Consider the following 16,898-nt stretch of genomic DNA (forward strand, 5'->3'; position numbering starts at 1 on the left):
CCGTGATCCTGACGGTAGGGGCGCCGCGCGCGCGGGCTTTCGGATTCGCGCTGCTGGCGGCGCTGCCGCTGCTGGCGGGCTGTGCATCGGCCGTTCCCGCCGGTGAGGGCAGCCGCCCGGCGACCGTCACTCCCGCACCAGCGCGTCCGCTCGGCACCCCGCGCCCCTATGTGCCGCGCCCGTCCGAGCGCCCCGGCGCCGCCGCGCAGCCGATCCCCGCGACCCCGCTTGCGCCGCTTCCTACCGCCCCGCCGCCTGCCGATGCGACGACCGCCTCCGCCAGCGGGGTGATCGCCGGCCCCGATTTCGCCACGCTCGGCGTGACCGCCGAGCAGGCGGCGGCCGCGCTCGCCGCCTTCCGCAGCAGCTGCCCGTCGGTGCAGCGGCGCACCGATACGAGCGGGCTGACGCAGGGCGCCGACTGGACCGAAAGCTGCACTGCGGCGAAAGACTGGGCGGACCAGGACGCGCTCGGCTTCTTCGCCCGCTATTTCGGCACGATCCAGGTCGGTGCGGGCGCCGCCTTCGTCACCGGCTATTATGAACCTGAAATCGCCGCATCGCGCGACAAGCGGCCGGGTTACGACGTCCCCATCTATCGCCGTCCCGCCGACCTCGTCGAAGTTGACCTCGGCCAGTTCGCCGACGATTTGAAGGGCCGGAAGATCCGCGGCCGCGTCGAGGAGGGTAATTTCGTCCGCTATTACGACCGCACTGCGATCGAGAGCGGGGCGCTCGAAGGGCGCGGGCTCGAAATCGCCTGGGCGGCCGACGCTGCCGAATTCTTCTTCCTGCAGGTGCAGGGCTCGGGCCGCCTCCGCCTCCCCGACGGCGGCATCATGCGCATCGGTTACGACACGCAGAACGGCCGCGGCTATGTCGGCATCGGCAAGCTGCTGCGCGACCGCGGCGAACTCCAGCCGGGGCAGGCGTCGATGCAGGGTATTCTCGATTATCTGCGCGCGGATCCGGTGCGCGGCGCGGCTGTGATGAACGAGAATCCGAGCTGGGTCTTTTTCCGTGAACTCACCGGCCCCGGTCCGCTCGGCGCTTTGGGCGTGCCAGTAACCGGCCGCGCGAGCGTCGCCGCCGACCCCAAATATGTGCCATTGGGCGCCCCCGTCTTCCTGTCGCTCGACCGCGCCGAACCCAATGGTCTCTGGGTCGCGCAGGACACCGGCGGCGCGATCAAGGGCGCGAACCGCTTCGACAGTTTCTGGGGCGCGGGCGAGGAGGCGCGCGCGATTGCGGGCGGCATGTCGGCGCGGGGTTTGGCTTTGCTCCTGCTTCCGCGCACCAGCATCGCGCGGCTGATCCCGGCAAGCTGATCGCGCCATGCCGCGGCGCCTCGATCCCGACGAAAGCGCGCTGTGGAGGAAGGTGGCAGCGACGGTGACGCCGCTGCCCAAGGCGAAGGCGCCGCTCGCGCCCGTGGTCCCGCCGACGGTCAAGTCGCCGACGCCGACTGCGCGCAGCACCGCCGTCCCCGCTGCCGCGCCGCGTCCTACGCCGGCAAAACTCCCGCCGCCGCGCCGCACGCACCAGGCCGCGACGCTTGACGGCCATTGGGACCGCCGCCTGCGCAAGGGGCTCGTCCGCCCCGATATGAGCATCGATCTCCACGGTCACACGCTCGCCTCGGCGCAGGCACTGCTCGATGAGGCGATCGGCCGCGCGCTGTTATGCGGTGCGCGCGTGCTGCTTGTCGTCGCGGGACGGCTGCGTCCGGGGGCCGACCGGCTGCCGATGATGCACGGCGATCCGCGCCCGCGCGGCGCGATCCGCGCCTCGCTCCCCGAGTGGCTCGCCTTTTCTCCCCATGCCGACCGGATCGTCGCGCTTCGCCCCGCACACATCAGTCACGGGGGAGCAGGGGCGGTCTATGTCATCCTGCGCAGATCGCGCGAGGATTAGAGAAAAGCGCGCATCAAAATGCCGCGATAGATCGCGGTGAGCCTGTGCAGATCCTCCACCGCCACCGCCTCGTCGAGCTTGTGCATCGTCGCATTGGTAAGCCCGAATTCGACCACCGGACACAGCGCGTGGAGGAAACGCGCGTCCGACGTGCCGCCGGTCGTCGACATTTCGGGCCGGAGATCGGTCTCGGCATGGATCGCTTCGGCGACCAGCTCGGACAGCTCGCCCGGCGGCGTCAGAAAAGCTTCGCCCGAAATCTTGCCCAATATCTTGGCCTCCTGTTCGATGTCGTGCGCGATCCGCTCGATCATCGCGACGAGGTCGGCGCCGCGATGCTGGTCGTTGAAGCGGATCGACAGCCGCGCCCGCGCCGATGCGGGGATGACGTTGGTCGCGCCATTGCCGACCTCGATATCGGTGAATTCGATGTTCGACGGCTGGAACCAGTCGGTCCCGGCGTCGAGGCTGACCGAATCGATCTCCGACAATATCTTCACCAGTTTCGGGATCGGATTGTCGGCGAGGTGCGGATAGGCGACATGCCCCTGCGTCCCCGGCACGTCGATCCAGATATTAACGGACCCGCGCCGCCCGATCTTCACCATGTCGCCGAGCTTGTTCACCGACGTCGGCTCGCCGACGACGATCATGTCGGGCTTCACCCCGCGCGCGTCCATATGCTCCATCAGCGCGCGGGTACCGAAGATCGCGGGGCCTTCCTCGTCGCCGGTGATGATCAGGCTGATCGTGCCCGCGTCGTGCGGGGTTGCCGCCGCCGCCGCGACGAACGCCGCGATCGATCCCTTCATGTCGACCGCGCCGCGGCCATAAAGCAGCTCGCCGCGAACCTCGGGCACGAAGGCATCGCTGGTCCAGCCGACTCCCGGCGGCACGACGTCGAGATGTCCGGAAAAACCGAAATGTTTCGGCCCCTTGCCCACGCGCACCGCGAGCAGATTTTCGACCGGCCCGTCGGGCTCGATCCCGTCGATGAAGCGCTCGACGGTGAAGCCCAGCGGGACCAGCGCCGCTTCCAGCGCGTCGAACGCGGCGCCGGTGGCCGGCGTGACGCTCGGCGCGGCGATCAGCGCCTTGGCGAGTTCGATCGGATCGACATGATGTGTCATGCCCGCCCCTTACTCCTTCGTTCGCGTGCAAGTCGAGGCTTTGCATGACGCCGCCTTTGTGCGAAACAAAGGAAGAACAAAATCCACGAGGACTGCCATGCCCAAGCTCGATCTCGAAACCATTCCGCAAACGAACACCACCGGTTACCCCGCGCCTTATGATGCGCCCGTGCAGGGCCGCTGGTACCGCCGCCTCGCGCCGCCGACCGGCCTCAGCGATTTCGCCGCGAGTCACGTTGTCCTCAAACCCGGCGCCTGGTCGTCGCAGCGCCACTGGCACGACGGCGAGGACGAGATGCTCGTGATGATTGCGGGCGAGGCGGTGCTCGTCGAGGATGACGGGCGATATCCGATGCGGCCGGGCGACATCGCGGTGTGGCCGAAGGGCAGCACCAACGGCCATCATCTGATCAACGAATCGGACGCCGATTGCATCTTCGTCGCCTTGGGCGGCGGCAAGAAATATGACACCGGCGGCGGCTATTCGGACATCGACATGCTCTTCACGCCCGACGGCTATTTCCACAAGGACGGCACGCCCTACCCGACATCGCGGATACCGTGACCGGTCGAACATGACCGCCCCGGCCCAAGCTTTTATTCCCCTATGCTCCTAAGCAATTGCATATCGCGGCGGGAAGGCTTAACCGGCGGCGCATCGACCGTTTAGAGTCAAGACAGGGCTGATATGGCTGGCAACGAACCAAGCGCGCGTCCGCGCTCCCCGCATTTACAGGTGTATAAATGGACCCCTGCAATGGCGGTCTCCATCTTTCACCGCGTCAGTGGTGACGGTCTCGCGATCGTCGGCGGGCTGATGTTCCTCTGGTGGCTCGGCGCGCTCGCCGCGGGGCCCGATGCCTATGCGGCGTTCGTCGCCTGCGTGTGGCACGACCCGAGCCCTGAGGTCGGCACCTTTCACCAGATCACCAATATCCTCGGCAAGATCGTGCTGATCGGGCTGACCTGGGCCTTCTTCCAGCATCTCTTCTCGGGGCTGCGCCACTTCGTGCTAGACACCGGCGCGGGCTATGAACTCAAGACCAACAAGCTCTGGTCGATCCTCGTTTTCGTCGGCGCACTCGCCGCGACCGCCGCGGCCTGGCTCTATATCTTTGCGGAGACGCTCAATGGGTAACGGAACGCGTCTCGGCCGCGTGCGCGGGCTCGGCTCGTCGCACCATGGTTCGCACCATTGGCTGCAGCAGCGCTTTACCGCGCTCGGCAATGTCCTGCTCGTCGGCTTCCTCTTCGTCTCCTTCCTGCGCCTGCCGATGACCGACCATGGCGCGGTGCTGCGCTGGGCGTCGAACCCGATGGTCGCGCTGGCGCTGATCCTGATGGTCGCCAACGTCTTCTGGCACCTTCGCCTCGGGCTGCAGGTGATGATCGAGGACTATGTCCATGGCGAGGCGACGCGCCTGCTCGCGCTCGTGCTTTTGAACTTCTACGCGATCGGCGGCGCCGCTTACGGCATCTTCGCCATCATCCGTATCGCGCTTGCGCCCGCCGCCGGGCTCGCTCCGGGGGGCATGTAAGATGACCGACGCCTACAAGATCATCGACCATATCTACGACACCGTCGTCGTCGGTGCCGGCGGCTCGGGCCTGCGCGCCACGATGGGCAGCGCCGAGGCGGGGCTTAAGACCGCGTGCATCACCAAGGTGTTCCCGACGCGCAGCCACACCGTCGCGGCGCAGGGCGGCATCGCCGCGTCGCTCGGCAACAATTCGCCGGACCATTGGCAATGGCATATGTACGACACCGTCAAGGGTTCGGACTGGCTCGGCGATCAGGACGCGATCGAATATATGGTGCGTGAGGCGCCGAACGCGGTCTACGAACTCGAACATGCCGGCGTGCCGTTTTCGCGTAACGCCGACGGCACGATCTACCAGCGCCCGTTCGGCGGCCATATGCAGAATATGGGCGAGGGCCCGCCGGTGCAGCGCACTTGCGCCGCGGCCGACCGCACCGGCCACGCGATGCTCCACGCGCTTTATCAGCAGTCGCTGAAATATGACGCGGACTTCTTCGTCGAATATTTCGCGCTCGACCTGATCATGGAAAATGGCGAGTGCCGCGGCGTGATCGCGCTGTGCATGGAAGATGGCAGCATCCACCGTTTCCGCAGCCAGGCCGTCGTGCTCGCGACGGGCGGCTACGGCCGCTGCTATTTCACGGCAACCTCGGCGCACACCTGCACCGGCGACGGCGGCGGCATGGTGCTTCGCGCGGGCCTGCCTCTCCAGGACATGGAGTTCGTCCAGTTCCACCCGACCGGCATCTATGGCGCCGGCGTGCTCATTACCGAGGGCGCGCGCGGCGAGGGCGGTTACCTCACCAATTCCGAAGGCGAGCGTTTCATGGAACGCTATGCCCCGTCGGCGAAGGACCTCGCGTCGCGCGACGTCGTTTCGCGCTCGATGGCGCTCGAAATCCGCGAAGGCCGCGGCGTCGGCCCGCACAACGACCATATCTATCTTCACCTCGACCATATCGATCCCGCGGTGCTCGCCGAGCGCCTGCCGGGGATCACCGAAAGCGGCAAGATTTTCGCGGGCGTGGATCTCACGCGCCAGCCGCTCCCGGTCGTGCCGACGGTCCATTACAATATGGGCGGCATCCCGTGTAACTATCACGGCGAAGTCGTCACGCTAGGCAAGGACGGCCCGGACACCGTCGTCCCTGGCCTGTTCGCGGTCGGCGAAGCGGCGTGCGTGTCGGTGCACGGCGCGAACCGTCTCGGCTCGAACAGCCTGATCGATCTCGTCGTCTTCGGCCGCGCGACGGGCCATCGCCTCAAGGAAATTCTGACCCCCGGTGCAGCACAGCAGCCGCTGCCGAAGGACAGCGCCGACCTCGCGCTCGCACGCCTCGACCATTTCCGCAATGCCAATGGCGGCTCGCCGACCGCGGAGATCCGCACCGAAATGCAGCGCGCGATGTCGCAGCACGCCGCGGTGTTCCGCACCGACGAGTTGATGGCCGAGGGCAAGGAAAAGCTCACCAAGACCTATCAGCGGATGAACGACGTCCATGTCACCGACCGCAGCCTGATCTGGAACACCGACCTCATCGAAACGCTCGAGCTCGACAATCTGATCGGCCAGGCGACGGTGACGATGCACTCGGCGTTCAACCGCAAGGAAAGCCGTGGCGCCCACGCGCACGAGGATTTCCCGAATCGCGACGACGCAGCGTGGATGAAGCACACGGTTGCGTGGTTCGACGGCTGGGGCGGCAAGGGCGGCGGCGTCCGCCTCGACTACCGTCCGGTCCACGAATATACGCTGTCGGACGATGTCGAATATATCAAGCCGAAGGCGCGGGTCTATTGAATCGCGCCGGGGCGCCGGCCGGCCTTAATCGCCGAACAGGCTGCGCACCGGGTTGATGTCGGAAAAGGGCACGTCGACGTCCTGACCCATGATCCACAATTTCTGGCACGCGATGGCGAAGAACATCAGCGCGATTGTCCAGACGATGAAGGTTTTGCGCGCGATCCAGCGGCGTTCGGCCTCTTCGGCGGCGGCGCGGGCCTTGTAATCGACGCCGAGTTCGCCTTCGAATTCGGCGACAAGCTGCGCGCGGCGGGTACGCGAAATATTCGCGATGCTCGCGTCACCCTCTTCGCGTGCCGATCGGCGTTTTGCCATGATCCACCTTGGCCCAGCTAGTCCTGGGCCCGGCTATAGCGCCGAGCCCCTGCCAATTGGTTAACCCGGCGCTATCGGCTCGTCGCAATTGCGATGAGTTTGGTGCGTGCCGTCGCCCCGCGCAGCAGCGTCAAATCGCGCGGCGGGCGGCCGAGCGCGGCGGCGAGCAGGCGCAGCACCGCGTCGTTCGCCGCGCCGTCGGCGGGCGGTGCGGTGACGCGGACATGCACTGCTTCGCCCTCGACCCGAATCTCGTCGCGCCGCGCGCCGGGCGTTACCCGCACCTCGATCCGCCCCGGCGCGGCGAGCGCGCGGAGCGCCTCGGTCAGCGCCGGGTCGGGGCGGTATTTCAGACGGTGACGACCAGCTTGCCGACCGCGGTGCGGTCGCCGAGCTTGGCGATCGCCTTGCCGCCGTCTTCGAGGCTGAAGCTTTCGGTGACGCGCGGGCTGATCTTGCCCTGCTCCCACAGCTGGAACAGCCGCGCGATATTGGCGCGATTGCGCGCCGGTTCGCGCGCGACGAAAGCGCCCCAGAAGACACCGGCGACGTCGCAGCTCTTGAGGAGAGTCAGGTTGAGCGGCAGGCGCGGGATGCCTGCGGGGAAGCCGACGACGAGATAGCGGCCCTCCCATGCGATCGAGCGCAGCGCGGGCTCGGCATAGTCGCCGCCGACCGCGTCATAGACAAGGTTCGCGCCATTCGGACCGACGGCTTCCTTGAACTTGTTCGCGAGTTCCTTCGACTGATCCTTGTCGAACGGCTGGCGGCCATAGACGACCACCTCGTCGGCGCCGGCAGCCCTCGCGATCCCGGCCTTCTCCTCGCTCGACACGCCCGCAACGACGCGCGCGCCGAACGCCTTGCCCAGCTCGACCGCCGCAATGCCGACCCCGCCCGATGCACCGAGCACGAGCAGGGTATCGCCTTCCTTGATATGGCCGCGATCGACGAGTGCGTGGATGCTGGTGCCATAGGTCATCAGCAGCGAGGCACCCTCGGCGAAGTCATGGCCTTCGGGCAAGTGATAGACATTGTGGACGCCGACCGCGACCGCTTCGGACATGCCGCCGTTGCCGCAGCCCGCGATCACCCGGTCGCCGACCTTGAACTCGGTCACGCCCTCGCCGACTTCGGCGACCAGCCCCGCGACCTCGCCGCCGGGGGCGAAGGGACGTTCGGGGCGGAACTGATATTTATCCTCGATGATCAGCACGTCGGGGAAGTTGACTGCGCAGGCCTTCACGTCGATCACGATCTGGCCCTTGCCCGCGGTCGGGCGCGGCAGTTCGCCCAGCTCGAGCGTTTCGGGGCCGCCGGTGGCGGTCGACAAGAGAGCCTTCATCATCTTCTCCTCTTATGGTGTGCGTTTGATCCTATGCGGCAGGGCGCATCCACGGCCTGTCGGCGTCGAGTTTGGCCTCGTAGGCACCGATCGCCGCGTCGCTTTTTTCGGTCAGCGAAATTTCGTCGAGTCCTTCGAGCAGGCACATTTTGCGGAACGGGTCGATCTCGAAACTGAAGCGGTCCTGATACTGCGTCGTCACCGTCTGATGCTCGAGGTCGACGAACACCGGATCGGTTTCGGCAACCTCCATCAGCCGGTCGATTGCTTGTTGAGGAAGCACGACGGGCAGGATGCCGTTCTTCACCGCATTGCCGGAGAAAATGTCCGAATAGGAGGGCGCGATGACGACGCGGATGCCGAGGTCGCCGAGCGCCCAGGCGGCATGCTCGCGGCTCGATCCGCAACCGAAATTATCGCCCGCAATCAGGATCGGCGCGCCTTTATATTCGGGTCGGTCGAACAGATTGTCGGGATCGGCGCGCAGGCTCTCGAACGCGCCGCGGCCCATGCCCTCGCGCGTCGTCGTTTTCAGCCAGTGCGCCGGGATGATTACGTCGGTGTCGACATTCTTGAGCCCGAACGGAATCGCGCGGCCTTCGACCTTGTCGAGCGGGGTCATGCCATCAGCTCCCTTACGTCGGTGAGCTTGCCCGTCACCGCCGCCGCCGCCGCCATCGCGGGGCTGACGAGGTGAGTGCGCGCGCCCGGGCCTTGGCGGCCGACGAAATTGCGGTTGCTCGTCGAGGCGCAGCGTTCGCCCGGGGGCACCTTGTCGGGGTTCATCGCGAGGCACGCCGAACAGCCGGGCTCACGCCATTCGAGCCCCGCGTCGGTGAAGATGCGGTCGAGTCCCTCGGCTTCGGCCTGTGCTTTCACCAGCCCCGACCCTGGAACGACGATCGCCCATTTGACATTATCGGCCTTGTGGCGGCCCTTGATCACCGCGGCGGCGGCGCGCAGATCCTCGATACGGCTGTTGGTGCAGCTTCCAATGAAGATATTTTCGATTTCGACATCCTGCATCCGTGTGCCGGGTTCGAGGCCCATATAGGCGAGCGACTTGGCGGCCGCGGTCTGCTTCGACGGGTCGGCGAAGCTGCCCGGGGCAGGGACGACGCCGGTGATCGGCACGACGTCCTCGGGGCTGGTGCCCCAGGTCACGCTCGGGGCGATATCGGCGGCGTCGATGACGACACTCTTGTCATAGGTCGCGCCCGGATCGGTCGCGAGGCTTTTCCAGTAAGCGACTGCTGCCTCCCAGTCGGCACCCTTCGGTGCATAGGGGCGGCCCTTCAGATAGTCGAAGGTCGTCTCGTCGGGCGCGATCAGCCCGGCGCGCGCGCCGCCCTCGATCGCCATGTTGCTGACGGTCAGCCGACCCTCGATCGACAGTGCGCGGATCGCGCTGCCGGTATATTCGATGACATGGCCGGTGCCCCCCGCGGCGCCGATTACGCCGGTAATGTGGAGGATAATGTCCTTCGCCGACACGCCGGGGCCGACTTCGCCCTCGACGCGCACTTCCATCGTCTTTGCGGGCTGCAGCAGCAGCGTTTGCGTCGCCAGCACATGTTCGACCTCGCTCGTCCCGATGCCGAAGGCGAGCGCGCCGATGCCGCCGTGGCACGCGGTGTGGCTGTCGCCGCAGACGATCGTCGTGCCGGGGAGCGAAAATCCCTGCTCGGGGCCGACGACATGGACGATTCCCTGCTCGGGCGCGACCGCGTCGATATAGCGGATGCCGAATTCTGGGGCGTTCTTTTCCAGCGCCGCCAATTGTGCGGCGCTTTCGGGGTCGGCGATCGGCAGCTTGTTTCCGTGGGCGTCGAGCCGCGGCGTCGTCGGCACATTGTGGTCGGGCACCGCAAGCGTCAGGTCGGGGCGGCGCACCGTGCGCCCGCTCGCGCGAAGCCCCGCGAACGCCTGCGGGCTGGTGACTTCATGGACGAGGTGGCGGTCGATGAAGATCAGGCAGGTACCGTCGGCGCGCTGTTCGACGACATGCGCGTCCCAGATTTTCTCATAAAGGGTGCGGGGCCGAGTCATGCGGTCCACTTACGCCAGTCGCATAACAATGCAAGCGAGTGGCGATCGAAAACGCAATTTTCGGTCGCGGAGTTTCTCATGTTTCGCCCTCGTCACCCCGGACTTGATCCGGGGTCCACAGCATCGGCCGCACGAATGGATCCCGGATCAAGTCCGGGATGACGAATGAGGAGAGGTGGCCTCGCGTAAACAACCGGCCTATAATCCGCCGCATGTCGACACCCGCTATCCTCGCGCTCATCCTTGCCACCGTCGTGGCGATGGAATTCGTCGCTTGGGCGAGCCATAAATATATCATGCACGGCTTCGGCTGGGCGTGGCACCGTGACCATCACGAACCGCACGACAAGGTGCTGGAAAAGAATGACCTGTTCGGCCTCGTCGGCGCCGCGCTGAGCATCTCGATGTTCGTCGTGGGCAGCCCGATGATCATGGGTATGGAAGCATGGGAGCCGGGAACGTGGATCGGACTCGGCATCCTCCTCTACGGCATCATCTATACGCTGGTGCACGACGGGCTCGTCCACCAGCGCTATTTCCGCTGGGTGCCGCGCCGCGGCTATGCGAAGCGGCTCGTGCAGGCGCACAAGCTCCACCATGCGACGCTCGGCAAGGAAGGCGGGGTGAGTTTCGGCTTCGTCTTCGCGCGCGATCCCGCCAAGCTCAAGGTCGAACTGAAGGCGCAGCGTGAGGCAGGGATCGCGGTAGTGCGCGAGGCGCTCGTCGACTAGGCGGTGCGATGGTCGGCGGTGATCGCGCCTGCTGCCATCAACTCCGCTTCGTGGCTTTCCTCGCGCCAGCTTTCGGCCAGCGCCTGCCGTTCCCAGTCCTGCATCGCCGGGTGCGTCAGCATATGGTCGACCCACGCATGCCCGGCGCCGACGTCGAGGCCATAGGTGCGGATGCGGAAGGCGACGGGCGCAAAGAAGGCATCGGCGGCGGTGAAGCGATCGCCCGCGAGATAAGGGCCGCCGAACCGCGACAGCCCTTCGGCGAACAGCTCGCGAAGACGCGTGATGTCGAGCCGGAGTGCGCCCGACGGCGGCTTCGGCGTCACGCGAACGCCGACATTCATCGTGCAATCGTTACGCAGCGCCGAAAAACCGCTGTGCATCTCCGCGACCGCGCACTGCGCCCAGGCGCGCGCATCGGCCCCTGTCGGCCACACGCCGTCGTGCCGGTCGGCGAGATAGAGGGTGATGCCGAGCGAATCGTAAACCGTGCGGCCTTCGTCGAGCAGCGCGGGCACCTGTCCGGTCGGCGAAAAGCTTCGGAATTCGTCGTAGTTGACCGGATTGGTGAAGGGTTCGATCTGGTCCTCGAAGGAGATGGAGAGGCCCTTCATCAGCATCCACGGGCGGAGCGACCAGCTCGAATAATTGCGGTTGGCGGTGATCAGCACATACATGCGTCGCGCTCCTGTGCGATAATGGGAGAGGTGTAATCGGGGTCGTGCGCGAAGGGCAGCGGCGTCCGGTCGCGAAGCGCCGCGAGCACGCTGCCGAAGTCGGTCCGCGCGCGCCAGCCGAAGCGTCGCTCGGCGCGCGACGGGTCATAGACGCGGTCGATTCTCTCGGGGAGCATCCAGCCTTCGGCGGCGTAGAGGTCGGCCGCGTCGGGATGATGGCGCGCGATCACCGCACGCGCGTCGCGGGCGAGCTCCTCGGCTTCGTCGCGCGCGAACGGCGGCTGGGCGGAGAGGATGAAGGTATCGCAGCCGATCGCCGGCGCGGCCTCGAGCGCGGCGAGGTGCGCGGCGGCGGCATCCTCGACCGTCAGGCGGCGATTGAGCAGCTCGTTGGCCTTGAGGTTCGGGCCGCTCGGCACGCCAAGCGTATCGTCATCCTCGGGGAAGAAGCGCCCGGTGCGCAGGATCGCGACCGAAATCCCGTGCTCGCGATGCACCAGCTTCACCGCCTGTTCGGCGGCGAGCTTGGTGATGCCATAAATGTTGCGTGGTTCGATCGGACCAAAATCCTCGTCCATCCACCAGGCGCCCGCTTCACCCGCGCCCGCCCGCACGTCGGCGCGCACCATCAGCGAGGTGGTCGAGGTGAAGAGGAAGCGGCCGTTGCCCGCCGCGACCGCCGCTTCGATCAGGTTCAGCGTGCCAGTGACGTTGACGTCAACGAACGCCTGCCGCGGATAGCGGACGATATCGGGCTTGTGCAGCGCGCCGCCATGAATGATGGCCTCGATCCCATGCTCGCCCATCGTGCGGTCGATGAGCGCGCGGTCGGTGACGGTGCCGACGACCTCGGTATACGTGCCGGGGACAACATCGAGCCCGACGACCTTATGACCGTTTTCAGCGAGCAAAGGAGCCAGATAGCGCCCGAGCCAGCCCGACGATCCGGTCAGCAGCACGCGCATCGATGATTCTCCTCCCGGTCGTGGTCGCGCGCCTGATACACAGGCGATGGACGCCGGAGCAAGGAGCCTTATCCCTTCGGGGGCTCGACGATCGCTTTGGCGGCGGTGCGCGCGCTCGTCACCGGGGGCAGTTCTCCAAGGTCGAGCCAGCCCGCGTCTTCGCGCTGGTGATAGCTGTCGATCGCCGCGAAGGGGATGCGGAAGGGAAAACCCCAATCGCTGTTCCACAGCACGACGACGCCCGTGCGCGTCGCCGGTTCGAAAATCATCGTCGCGCGATAGCCCTCGACCGCTCCCGAATGGCCTTCGAGCCGGCTCCCGCCATAGGTGAAGCTCCGCCAGCCGAGGCCATAGGACGCCTCGCTTGTGGCCTGGCGCAGCGCGCCGCCATAGAGCCGGCCGGTGCCGACACGCGGCCGATGGGCAAGCTGCAACGCGGGCGCCGACAGCACGTCGGGACGGCTGCCCATCATCGCCTGCATCCATGTCGCGAAATCGACGATATCGCTTTCGACGCCCGCGGCGGCGGGGACGCGCCAATAGGCCTCCTTGATCGGATGGACATGCGCGCCGCGGTGCGGTTTCGCCCAATCCTTGGCGTCCGTCAGCCGCGCCATCCCGTATCCTGCGCTGACCATGCCGAGCGGACGGAAAAATCGCGCCTCGACGACGTCGGCGAAAGGCTCGTTCGCGGCCGCACCCAATATCTCGCTTGCGGCGTCGAACGCGACATTCTGATAGGTGTAGCAGGTGCCGGGGTCGCATTGCAGCGGTGCGGCGCCAAGGCTCGCGCGCAGCAGGGCGGGATCGCGCCCTTCCTCCAGCTTCTCGTCATAGGCATGTCGGGTCAGGCCGGTGCGCTGGGCCAGCAGGTCGTCCAGCGTAACGCGCGCTTCGGCGCCCCCCGGCAACCGCAGCGAGGTATTCCAGGCGGCAATCGGGCGGTCGAGATCGACGGTGCCGTCGGCGGCGAGCGCGCCCGCCAGCGCGCCCGCCGCGGTTTTGGAAACCGAGGCCCAGCGGAACAGCGTATGCGGTGTCACCGGCGCGCCGGTCGCGGCGTCGGCGACGCCATAGGTGCGCACGAAGCTGAGTTTGCCGTCTTCGACCACCGCCACCGCCAGTCCCGCCATTTCGGGACGCTGCGACAGGTCGGCGAGTTGCCGGTCGAGCGCGGGATAGTCGATCCGGCCGCGCCATTCGGCAGGCGTGTCGGGCAGATTTTCGGCGGCCTTGATAGGAATCGGGACGCTGGCAAGGGGGTCGCTGCCGCCCAGGGCATGGATACCGAACCAGCCGGCCGATCCCAGCGCGGCAACAGCGATCAAAATGGTAAAAACGCGCTTCATGGACTCGACTGGATTGCGACCTTTTATCTGGCCCTGTCATAGCCGCGACTTGCACCGCCGTCACCCCCGGCGCGGTTCAGGGGGCCAGATGGGGCCAAGCCTTGAATATCCCGACCGCATAAACCGCGCCATAGGCAAGGACGATCAGCGACGACCAGATCGCGAAACTGTCGCTATGCTGCGGCCGCCAGAAATGAAGCGGCACGAACAGGAACGCGCGCAGCAGATAGATCGCGGTGATGACGATCAGCCCTGTTCGCAGCAGCGGCAGGCGCGGAAGCGAACCGGCCCCCGAAAAGGCATAGGCGGCCCAGACCAGCAGGACCGCGCCGATCGCGAGCGTGATCAGCGTCGGCCACAACTCGCCGCGCGCCGCGGCGCGCGCCATGGCTTCGCCCGCTCCGAAGAATCTATACCAGTCGGGTCCTCCGAAGATGCAGGCGATATGAAGCAGCGCGGCCAGAACCGACAACCACCCGCCGACGATCAGCCAGGTGGAGCCGGGGTTGGCCGCGACATCAGGCAACGTAATGCGCCGTCGTCTTTTCGGCGACTTCTTCGGCCGTTACCCCCGGAGCGAGCTCGATCAGCCGGAACGGGCTGTTATGATCGTCGCGCTTGAATACGGCTAGGTCGGTGACGATCATGTCGACGACGTTCTTGCCGGTCAGCGGCAGCGTGCATGCGGGGATGAATTTGGGGCTGCCGTCCTTGGCCACATGCTCCATCACGACGATGATTTTCTTGACCCCGGCGACGAGGTCCATCGCGCCGCCCATGCCTTTGATCATCTTGCCCGGGATCATCCAGTTCGCGATGTCGCCATTCTCGGCGATCTCCATCGCGCCCAAGACGGTGAGGTCGATATGCCCGCCGCGAATCATCGCAAAGCTGTCAGCCGAGCTGAAATAGGCCGATTGCGGCAGCTCGCTGATCGTCTGCTTGCCCGCGTTGATCAGGTCGGGATCCTCTTCGCCCTCATAGGGAAAGGGCCCGATGCCGAGCATGCCGTTCTCGCTCTGGAGCGTCACCGTCATTCCCGCGGGGATATGGTTCGCGACGAGCGTCGGGATGCCGATGCCGAGATTGACGTAATAGCCGTCCTGCAGTTCCTTCGCGGCGCGCGCCGCCATGTCATCACGCGTCCATGCCATTACTTGGGCTCCCATTGCTTGTCGGAGGGGAAGGCATCGTCCCAGCCCAGCTTTTCCCACGGGCCATAGACGGGGTTGGGGAAAAGGAACCAGCCCTTGTCCCAGAGTGCGGTGGCGCCGGCGCTGGTGGCAAGCGCCATGCGCTGCGCGGCGGGCAAGTCCTTGACGTTGAACTGCTGGCTGAAATCGCCGAGCTGGTCGCCGGCGAGGATGATCACGCAGTAACGCGACACGATCGTCGCGCGGCGCCCGTCCTTGCTCGACCCGCCGCCATCGTCGCCCATCAGGAACAAAGTCTCGCCGTGCTTGAACGCGCCGAGCCCCGCGGCGCGCAACGTATCCTCGCTGCCCTTGGCATTGGCGGCGCTGCGGTTGGTGTTGGCGATCACGGTGATCCCCGCGGCGCGGAGCTTGTTCACCATCTCGACGCTGCCGGGCATCGCGACCGCCTTGCCCGCGCCGGTCTTTTCCCACTGGTCCCAGATTTTGGGATCGAACGCGGTGCCCTTCTCGGCGAAGTAACGCATCGGGCCGAGGTTCCAGATCAAGGTCTCGTCGGCGTCGAATACCGCAGCAAAGGGCTTGTCGCCGCACGGCTCGAAGGCCGGAGCGTCCATCGTGGCCCCCGCCGCTAGGACAACGCTGTCCTTTGGACGCTCCTTGATTCGCCACACGCCATAGTCGGCGATCCGCGTATTGGTCGCACGAACCGCTACGGCCGCTTCGGGCGAGCCATAAAGATATTGCAGCTGGGCCGGGGGCCTGGCGGTTTCGGCCGGCGCGGCGGGGAGGGCCACAACCTCAGCCGGCGCGCTGGCGCAGCCTGCCAAAAGCAGCGCGGACGCCGAGATCAGCATCTTTCTCATCAGTGCGTTCCTTCCGGGCCGAGCGGTCGCGGCGTGTCGGTGGGGTTGGCCAGCTCGGCGTTTACGCCTTCCATGATCCGCTCAAAGGCATGTTCCTCATCGACATTGACGGCCTGTGCGTAAGCCTTGGCGCCATGCCGGATGGCATCGACGATCGCGAGGCCGAAGAGCATCGGATCGGCACCCAACGCGGCGGGATCGATGACGCACAGGACATTGCCGTTCGATTGTTTCCACATACGCAGAAACTCTTCGCCGCCCGCCAGCGCCGGAATGCCGCTGACGTCGATCGAGCCTTTATGCCCGATGCCTTTACGACCGAAGCTCACGCCGCCTCGCGCGGGCGCACGGTGCGGAATTCGATCTTCTTGTCGTAAGGCGCGCCGAGGACGAGGCGTTTCACATAGATGCCGGGGAGGTGGATCGCGTCGGGGTCTAGGCTGCCCACCGGCACGATTTCCTCGACCTCGGCGACGCAGATCTTCGCCGCGGTAGCCATCGGCTGGTTGAAGTTGCGCGCGGTCTTGCGGAAGATGAGGTTGCCGCTCTCGTCGGCCTTCCACCCCTTGATGATCGCGAGATCGGCGAAGATGCCGCGTTCGAGGATATAATCCTGCCCGTCGAAATTCTTCACTTCCTTGCCCTCGGCGACGAGCGTGCCGACGCCGGTCTTGGTATAGAAGCCGGGGATGCCCGCGCCGCCGGCGCGGCAGCGTTCGGCGAGCGTGCCCTGCGGACAGAATTCGACCTCGAGCTCGCCCGCGAGATATTGCCGTTCGAACTCCTTGTTCTCGCCGACGTAGGACGAGATCATCTTCCTGACCTGCTTGGTGCGGAGCAGCTTGCCGAGCCCTTCACCGTCGATCCCGGCGTTGTTGCTCGCGATGATGAGGTCTTTCGTGCCCGCGTCGCGGATCGCGTCGATCAGCCGCTCGGGGATGCCGCACAGGCCGAAGCCGCCCGCGCAAATCTGCATGCCGTCGAAAAGGAGGCCGTCGAGCGCGGCTGCTGCATCGGAATATTGCTTGTTCGCCATGAAGGGGCCTCCTTGCCGGTAT

Annotated in this window: 21 protein-coding genes; 7 read left to right on the forward strand and 14 right to left on the reverse strand. The window is 66.2% G+C overall.

The features are described from left to right. Positions 1 to 2 precede the first annotated feature (2 nt). Both OVY29_RS18640 and OVY29_RS18645 read left to right on the forward strand, forming a co-directional pair. Positions 3 to 1,328, forward strand: a complete 1,326-nt coding sequence (locus OVY29_RS18640) for a murein transglycosylase A (protein WP_037553790.1) — start codon at positions 3 to 5, stop codon at positions 1,326 to 1,328. Positions 1,329 to 1,335: 7 nt separating this feature from the next. Next, entirely contained in the window at positions 1,336 to 1,914 is a 579-nt protein-coding gene (locus tag OVY29_RS18645) for a Smr/MutS family protein (protein WP_037553789.1), read from the forward strand. On the opposite strand, the gene dapE is transcribed toward OVY29_RS18645, so the two are convergent. After that, entirely contained in the window at positions 1,911 to 3,044 is a 1,134-nt protein-coding gene (dapE, locus tag OVY29_RS18650) for a succinyl-diaminopimelate desuccinylase (protein ID WP_313911896.1), read from the reverse strand. The genes OVY29_RS18645 and dapE overlap by 4 nt on opposite strands. A gap of 97 nt (positions 3,045 to 3,141) precedes the next feature. Here dapE and OVY29_RS18655 point away from each other — a divergent pair, with 97 nt between their 5' ends. From OVY29_RS18655 to sdhA, 4 genes are all read left to right on the forward strand, one after another. Further along, the gene (locus tag OVY29_RS18655; RefSeq protein ID WP_037553787.1) at positions 3,142 to 3,609 is read left to right on the forward strand and encodes a cupin domain-containing protein; all 468 of its coding nucleotides are present in this window, start codon (positions 3,142 to 3,144) and stop codon (positions 3,607 to 3,609) included. A 192-nt stretch (positions 3,610 to 3,801) separates the two neighbouring features. Next, complete coding sequence (gene sdhC, locus OVY29_RS18660) at positions 3,802 to 4,182, forward strand: succinate dehydrogenase, cytochrome b556 subunit (protein WP_037553786.1); 381 nt, start codon at positions 3,802 to 3,804, stop codon at positions 4,180 to 4,182. Next, positions 4,175 to 4,582 carry a succinate dehydrogenase, hydrophobic membrane anchor protein gene (gene sdhD / locus OVY29_RS18665; RefSeq protein WP_037553785.1) on the forward strand — a complete coding sequence of 136 codons (408 nt, stop codon included), beginning with the start codon at positions 4,175 to 4,177 and terminating at the stop codon, positions 4,580 to 4,582. Before sdhC ends, sdhD begins: the two co-directional genes overlap by 8 nt. 1 nt (position 4,583) lies before the next feature. Further along, positions 4,584 to 6,386, forward strand: a complete 1,803-nt coding sequence (gene sdhA, locus OVY29_RS18670) for a succinate dehydrogenase flavoprotein subunit (protein WP_037553784.1) — start codon at positions 4,584 to 4,586, stop codon at positions 6,384 to 6,386. Between the two features lie 24 nt (positions 6,387 to 6,410). On the opposite strand, the gene OVY29_RS18675 is transcribed toward sdhA, so the two are convergent. The 5 genes from OVY29_RS18675 to leuC form a co-directional block, all read right to left on the reverse strand. Then, entirely contained in the window at positions 6,411 to 6,704 is a 294-nt protein-coding gene (locus tag OVY29_RS18675) for a hypothetical protein (protein WP_037553783.1), read from the reverse strand. 71 nt (positions 6,705 to 6,775) lie between these two features. Further along, positions 6,776 to 6,988: a DUF167 domain-containing protein gene (locus OVY29_RS18680; RefSeq protein WP_081932970.1), complete on the reverse strand. Its 213-nt coding sequence runs from the start codon at positions 6,986 to 6,988 to the stop codon at positions 6,776 to 6,778. Between the two features lie 65 nt (positions 6,989 to 7,053). Next, positions 7,054 to 8,049 (reverse strand): NADPH:quinone oxidoreductase family protein, encoded by a 996-nt coding sequence (locus tag OVY29_RS18685; protein WP_037553840.1) that lies wholly within the window; start codon positions 8,047 to 8,049, stop codon positions 7,054 to 7,056. A 31-nt stretch (positions 8,050 to 8,080) separates the two neighbouring features. Then, entirely contained in the window at positions 8,081 to 8,671 is a 591-nt protein-coding gene (leuD, locus tag OVY29_RS18690) for a 3-isopropylmalate dehydratase small subunit (protein ID WP_037553781.1), read from the reverse strand. Beyond that, a complete protein-coding gene (gene leuC / locus OVY29_RS18695; protein WP_037553780.1) occupies positions 8,668 to 10,098 on the reverse strand; it encodes a 3-isopropylmalate dehydratase large subunit in 1,431 nt (476 codons plus the stop codon). The genes leuD and leuC overlap by 4 nt, the downstream gene beginning before the upstream one ends. Positions 10,099 to 10,310: 212 nt before the next feature. On the opposite strand from leuC, the gene OVY29_RS18700 reads away from it, so the two are divergent. Next, on the forward strand, positions 10,311 to 10,829 hold the full coding sequence (locus OVY29_RS18700) for a sterol desaturase family protein (protein ID WP_037553779.1): 519 nt from the start codon (positions 10,311 to 10,313) through the stop codon (positions 10,827 to 10,829). On the opposite strand, the gene OVY29_RS18705 is transcribed toward OVY29_RS18700, so the two are convergent. The 8 genes from OVY29_RS18705 to OVY29_RS18740 all read right to left on the reverse strand — a co-directional run bounded on the left by OVY29_RS18705 (position 10,826) and on the right by OVY29_RS18740 (position 16,876). Further along, positions 10,826 to 11,506, reverse strand: coding sequence for a glutathione S-transferase family protein (locus OVY29_RS18705; protein WP_037553778.1), 681 nt, complete (start codon positions 11,504 to 11,506; stop codon positions 10,826 to 10,828). The genes OVY29_RS18700 and OVY29_RS18705 overlap by 4 nt on opposite strands. Then, entirely contained in the window at positions 11,494 to 12,471 is a 978-nt protein-coding gene (locus OVY29_RS18710; RefSeq protein WP_037553776.1) for an NAD-dependent epimerase/dehydratase family protein, read from the reverse strand. The genes OVY29_RS18705 and OVY29_RS18710 overlap by 13 nt, the downstream gene beginning before the upstream one ends. 68 nt (positions 12,472 to 12,539) lie before the next feature. Further along, the gene (locus tag OVY29_RS18715) at positions 12,540 to 13,820 is read right to left on the reverse strand and encodes a serine hydrolase domain-containing protein (protein WP_037553774.1); all 1,281 of its coding nucleotides are present in this window, start codon (positions 13,818 to 13,820) and stop codon (positions 12,540 to 12,542) included. A gap of 76 nt (positions 13,821 to 13,896) precedes the next feature. Beyond that, a complete protein-coding gene (locus tag OVY29_RS18720; protein WP_037553773.1) occupies positions 13,897 to 14,346 on the reverse strand; it encodes a hypothetical protein in 450 nt (149 codons plus the stop codon). Next, positions 14,339 to 14,974, reverse strand: a complete 636-nt coding sequence (locus OVY29_RS18725; protein WP_037553772.1) for a CoA transferase subunit B — start codon at positions 14,972 to 14,974, stop codon at positions 14,339 to 14,341. The genes OVY29_RS18720 and OVY29_RS18725 overlap by 8 nt, the downstream gene beginning before the upstream one ends. Continuing rightward, on the reverse strand, positions 14,974 to 15,840 hold the full coding sequence (locus OVY29_RS18730; protein WP_313911897.1) for an HAD family acid phosphatase: 867 nt from the start codon (positions 15,838 to 15,840) through the stop codon (positions 14,974 to 14,976). The genes OVY29_RS18725 and OVY29_RS18730 overlap by 1 nt, the downstream gene beginning before the upstream one ends. Then, on the reverse strand, positions 15,840 to 16,169 hold the full coding sequence (locus OVY29_RS18735) for a DUF5076 domain-containing protein (protein WP_235211432.1): 330 nt from the start codon (positions 16,167 to 16,169) through the stop codon (positions 15,840 to 15,842). Before OVY29_RS18735 ends, OVY29_RS18730 begins: the two co-directional genes overlap by 1 nt. Beyond that, the gene (locus OVY29_RS18740; RefSeq protein WP_037553770.1) at positions 16,166 to 16,876 is read right to left on the reverse strand and encodes a CoA transferase subunit A; all 711 of its coding nucleotides are present in this window, start codon (positions 16,874 to 16,876) and stop codon (positions 16,166 to 16,168) included. The genes OVY29_RS18735 and OVY29_RS18740 overlap by 4 nt, the downstream gene beginning before the upstream one ends. Positions 16,877 to 16,898 lie beyond the last annotated feature (22 nt).

This window comes from Sphingopyxis sp. SE2 (assembly GCF_032227185.1).
GTDB lineage: Bacteria > Pseudomonadota > Alphaproteobacteria > Sphingomonadales > Sphingomonadaceae > Sphingopyxis.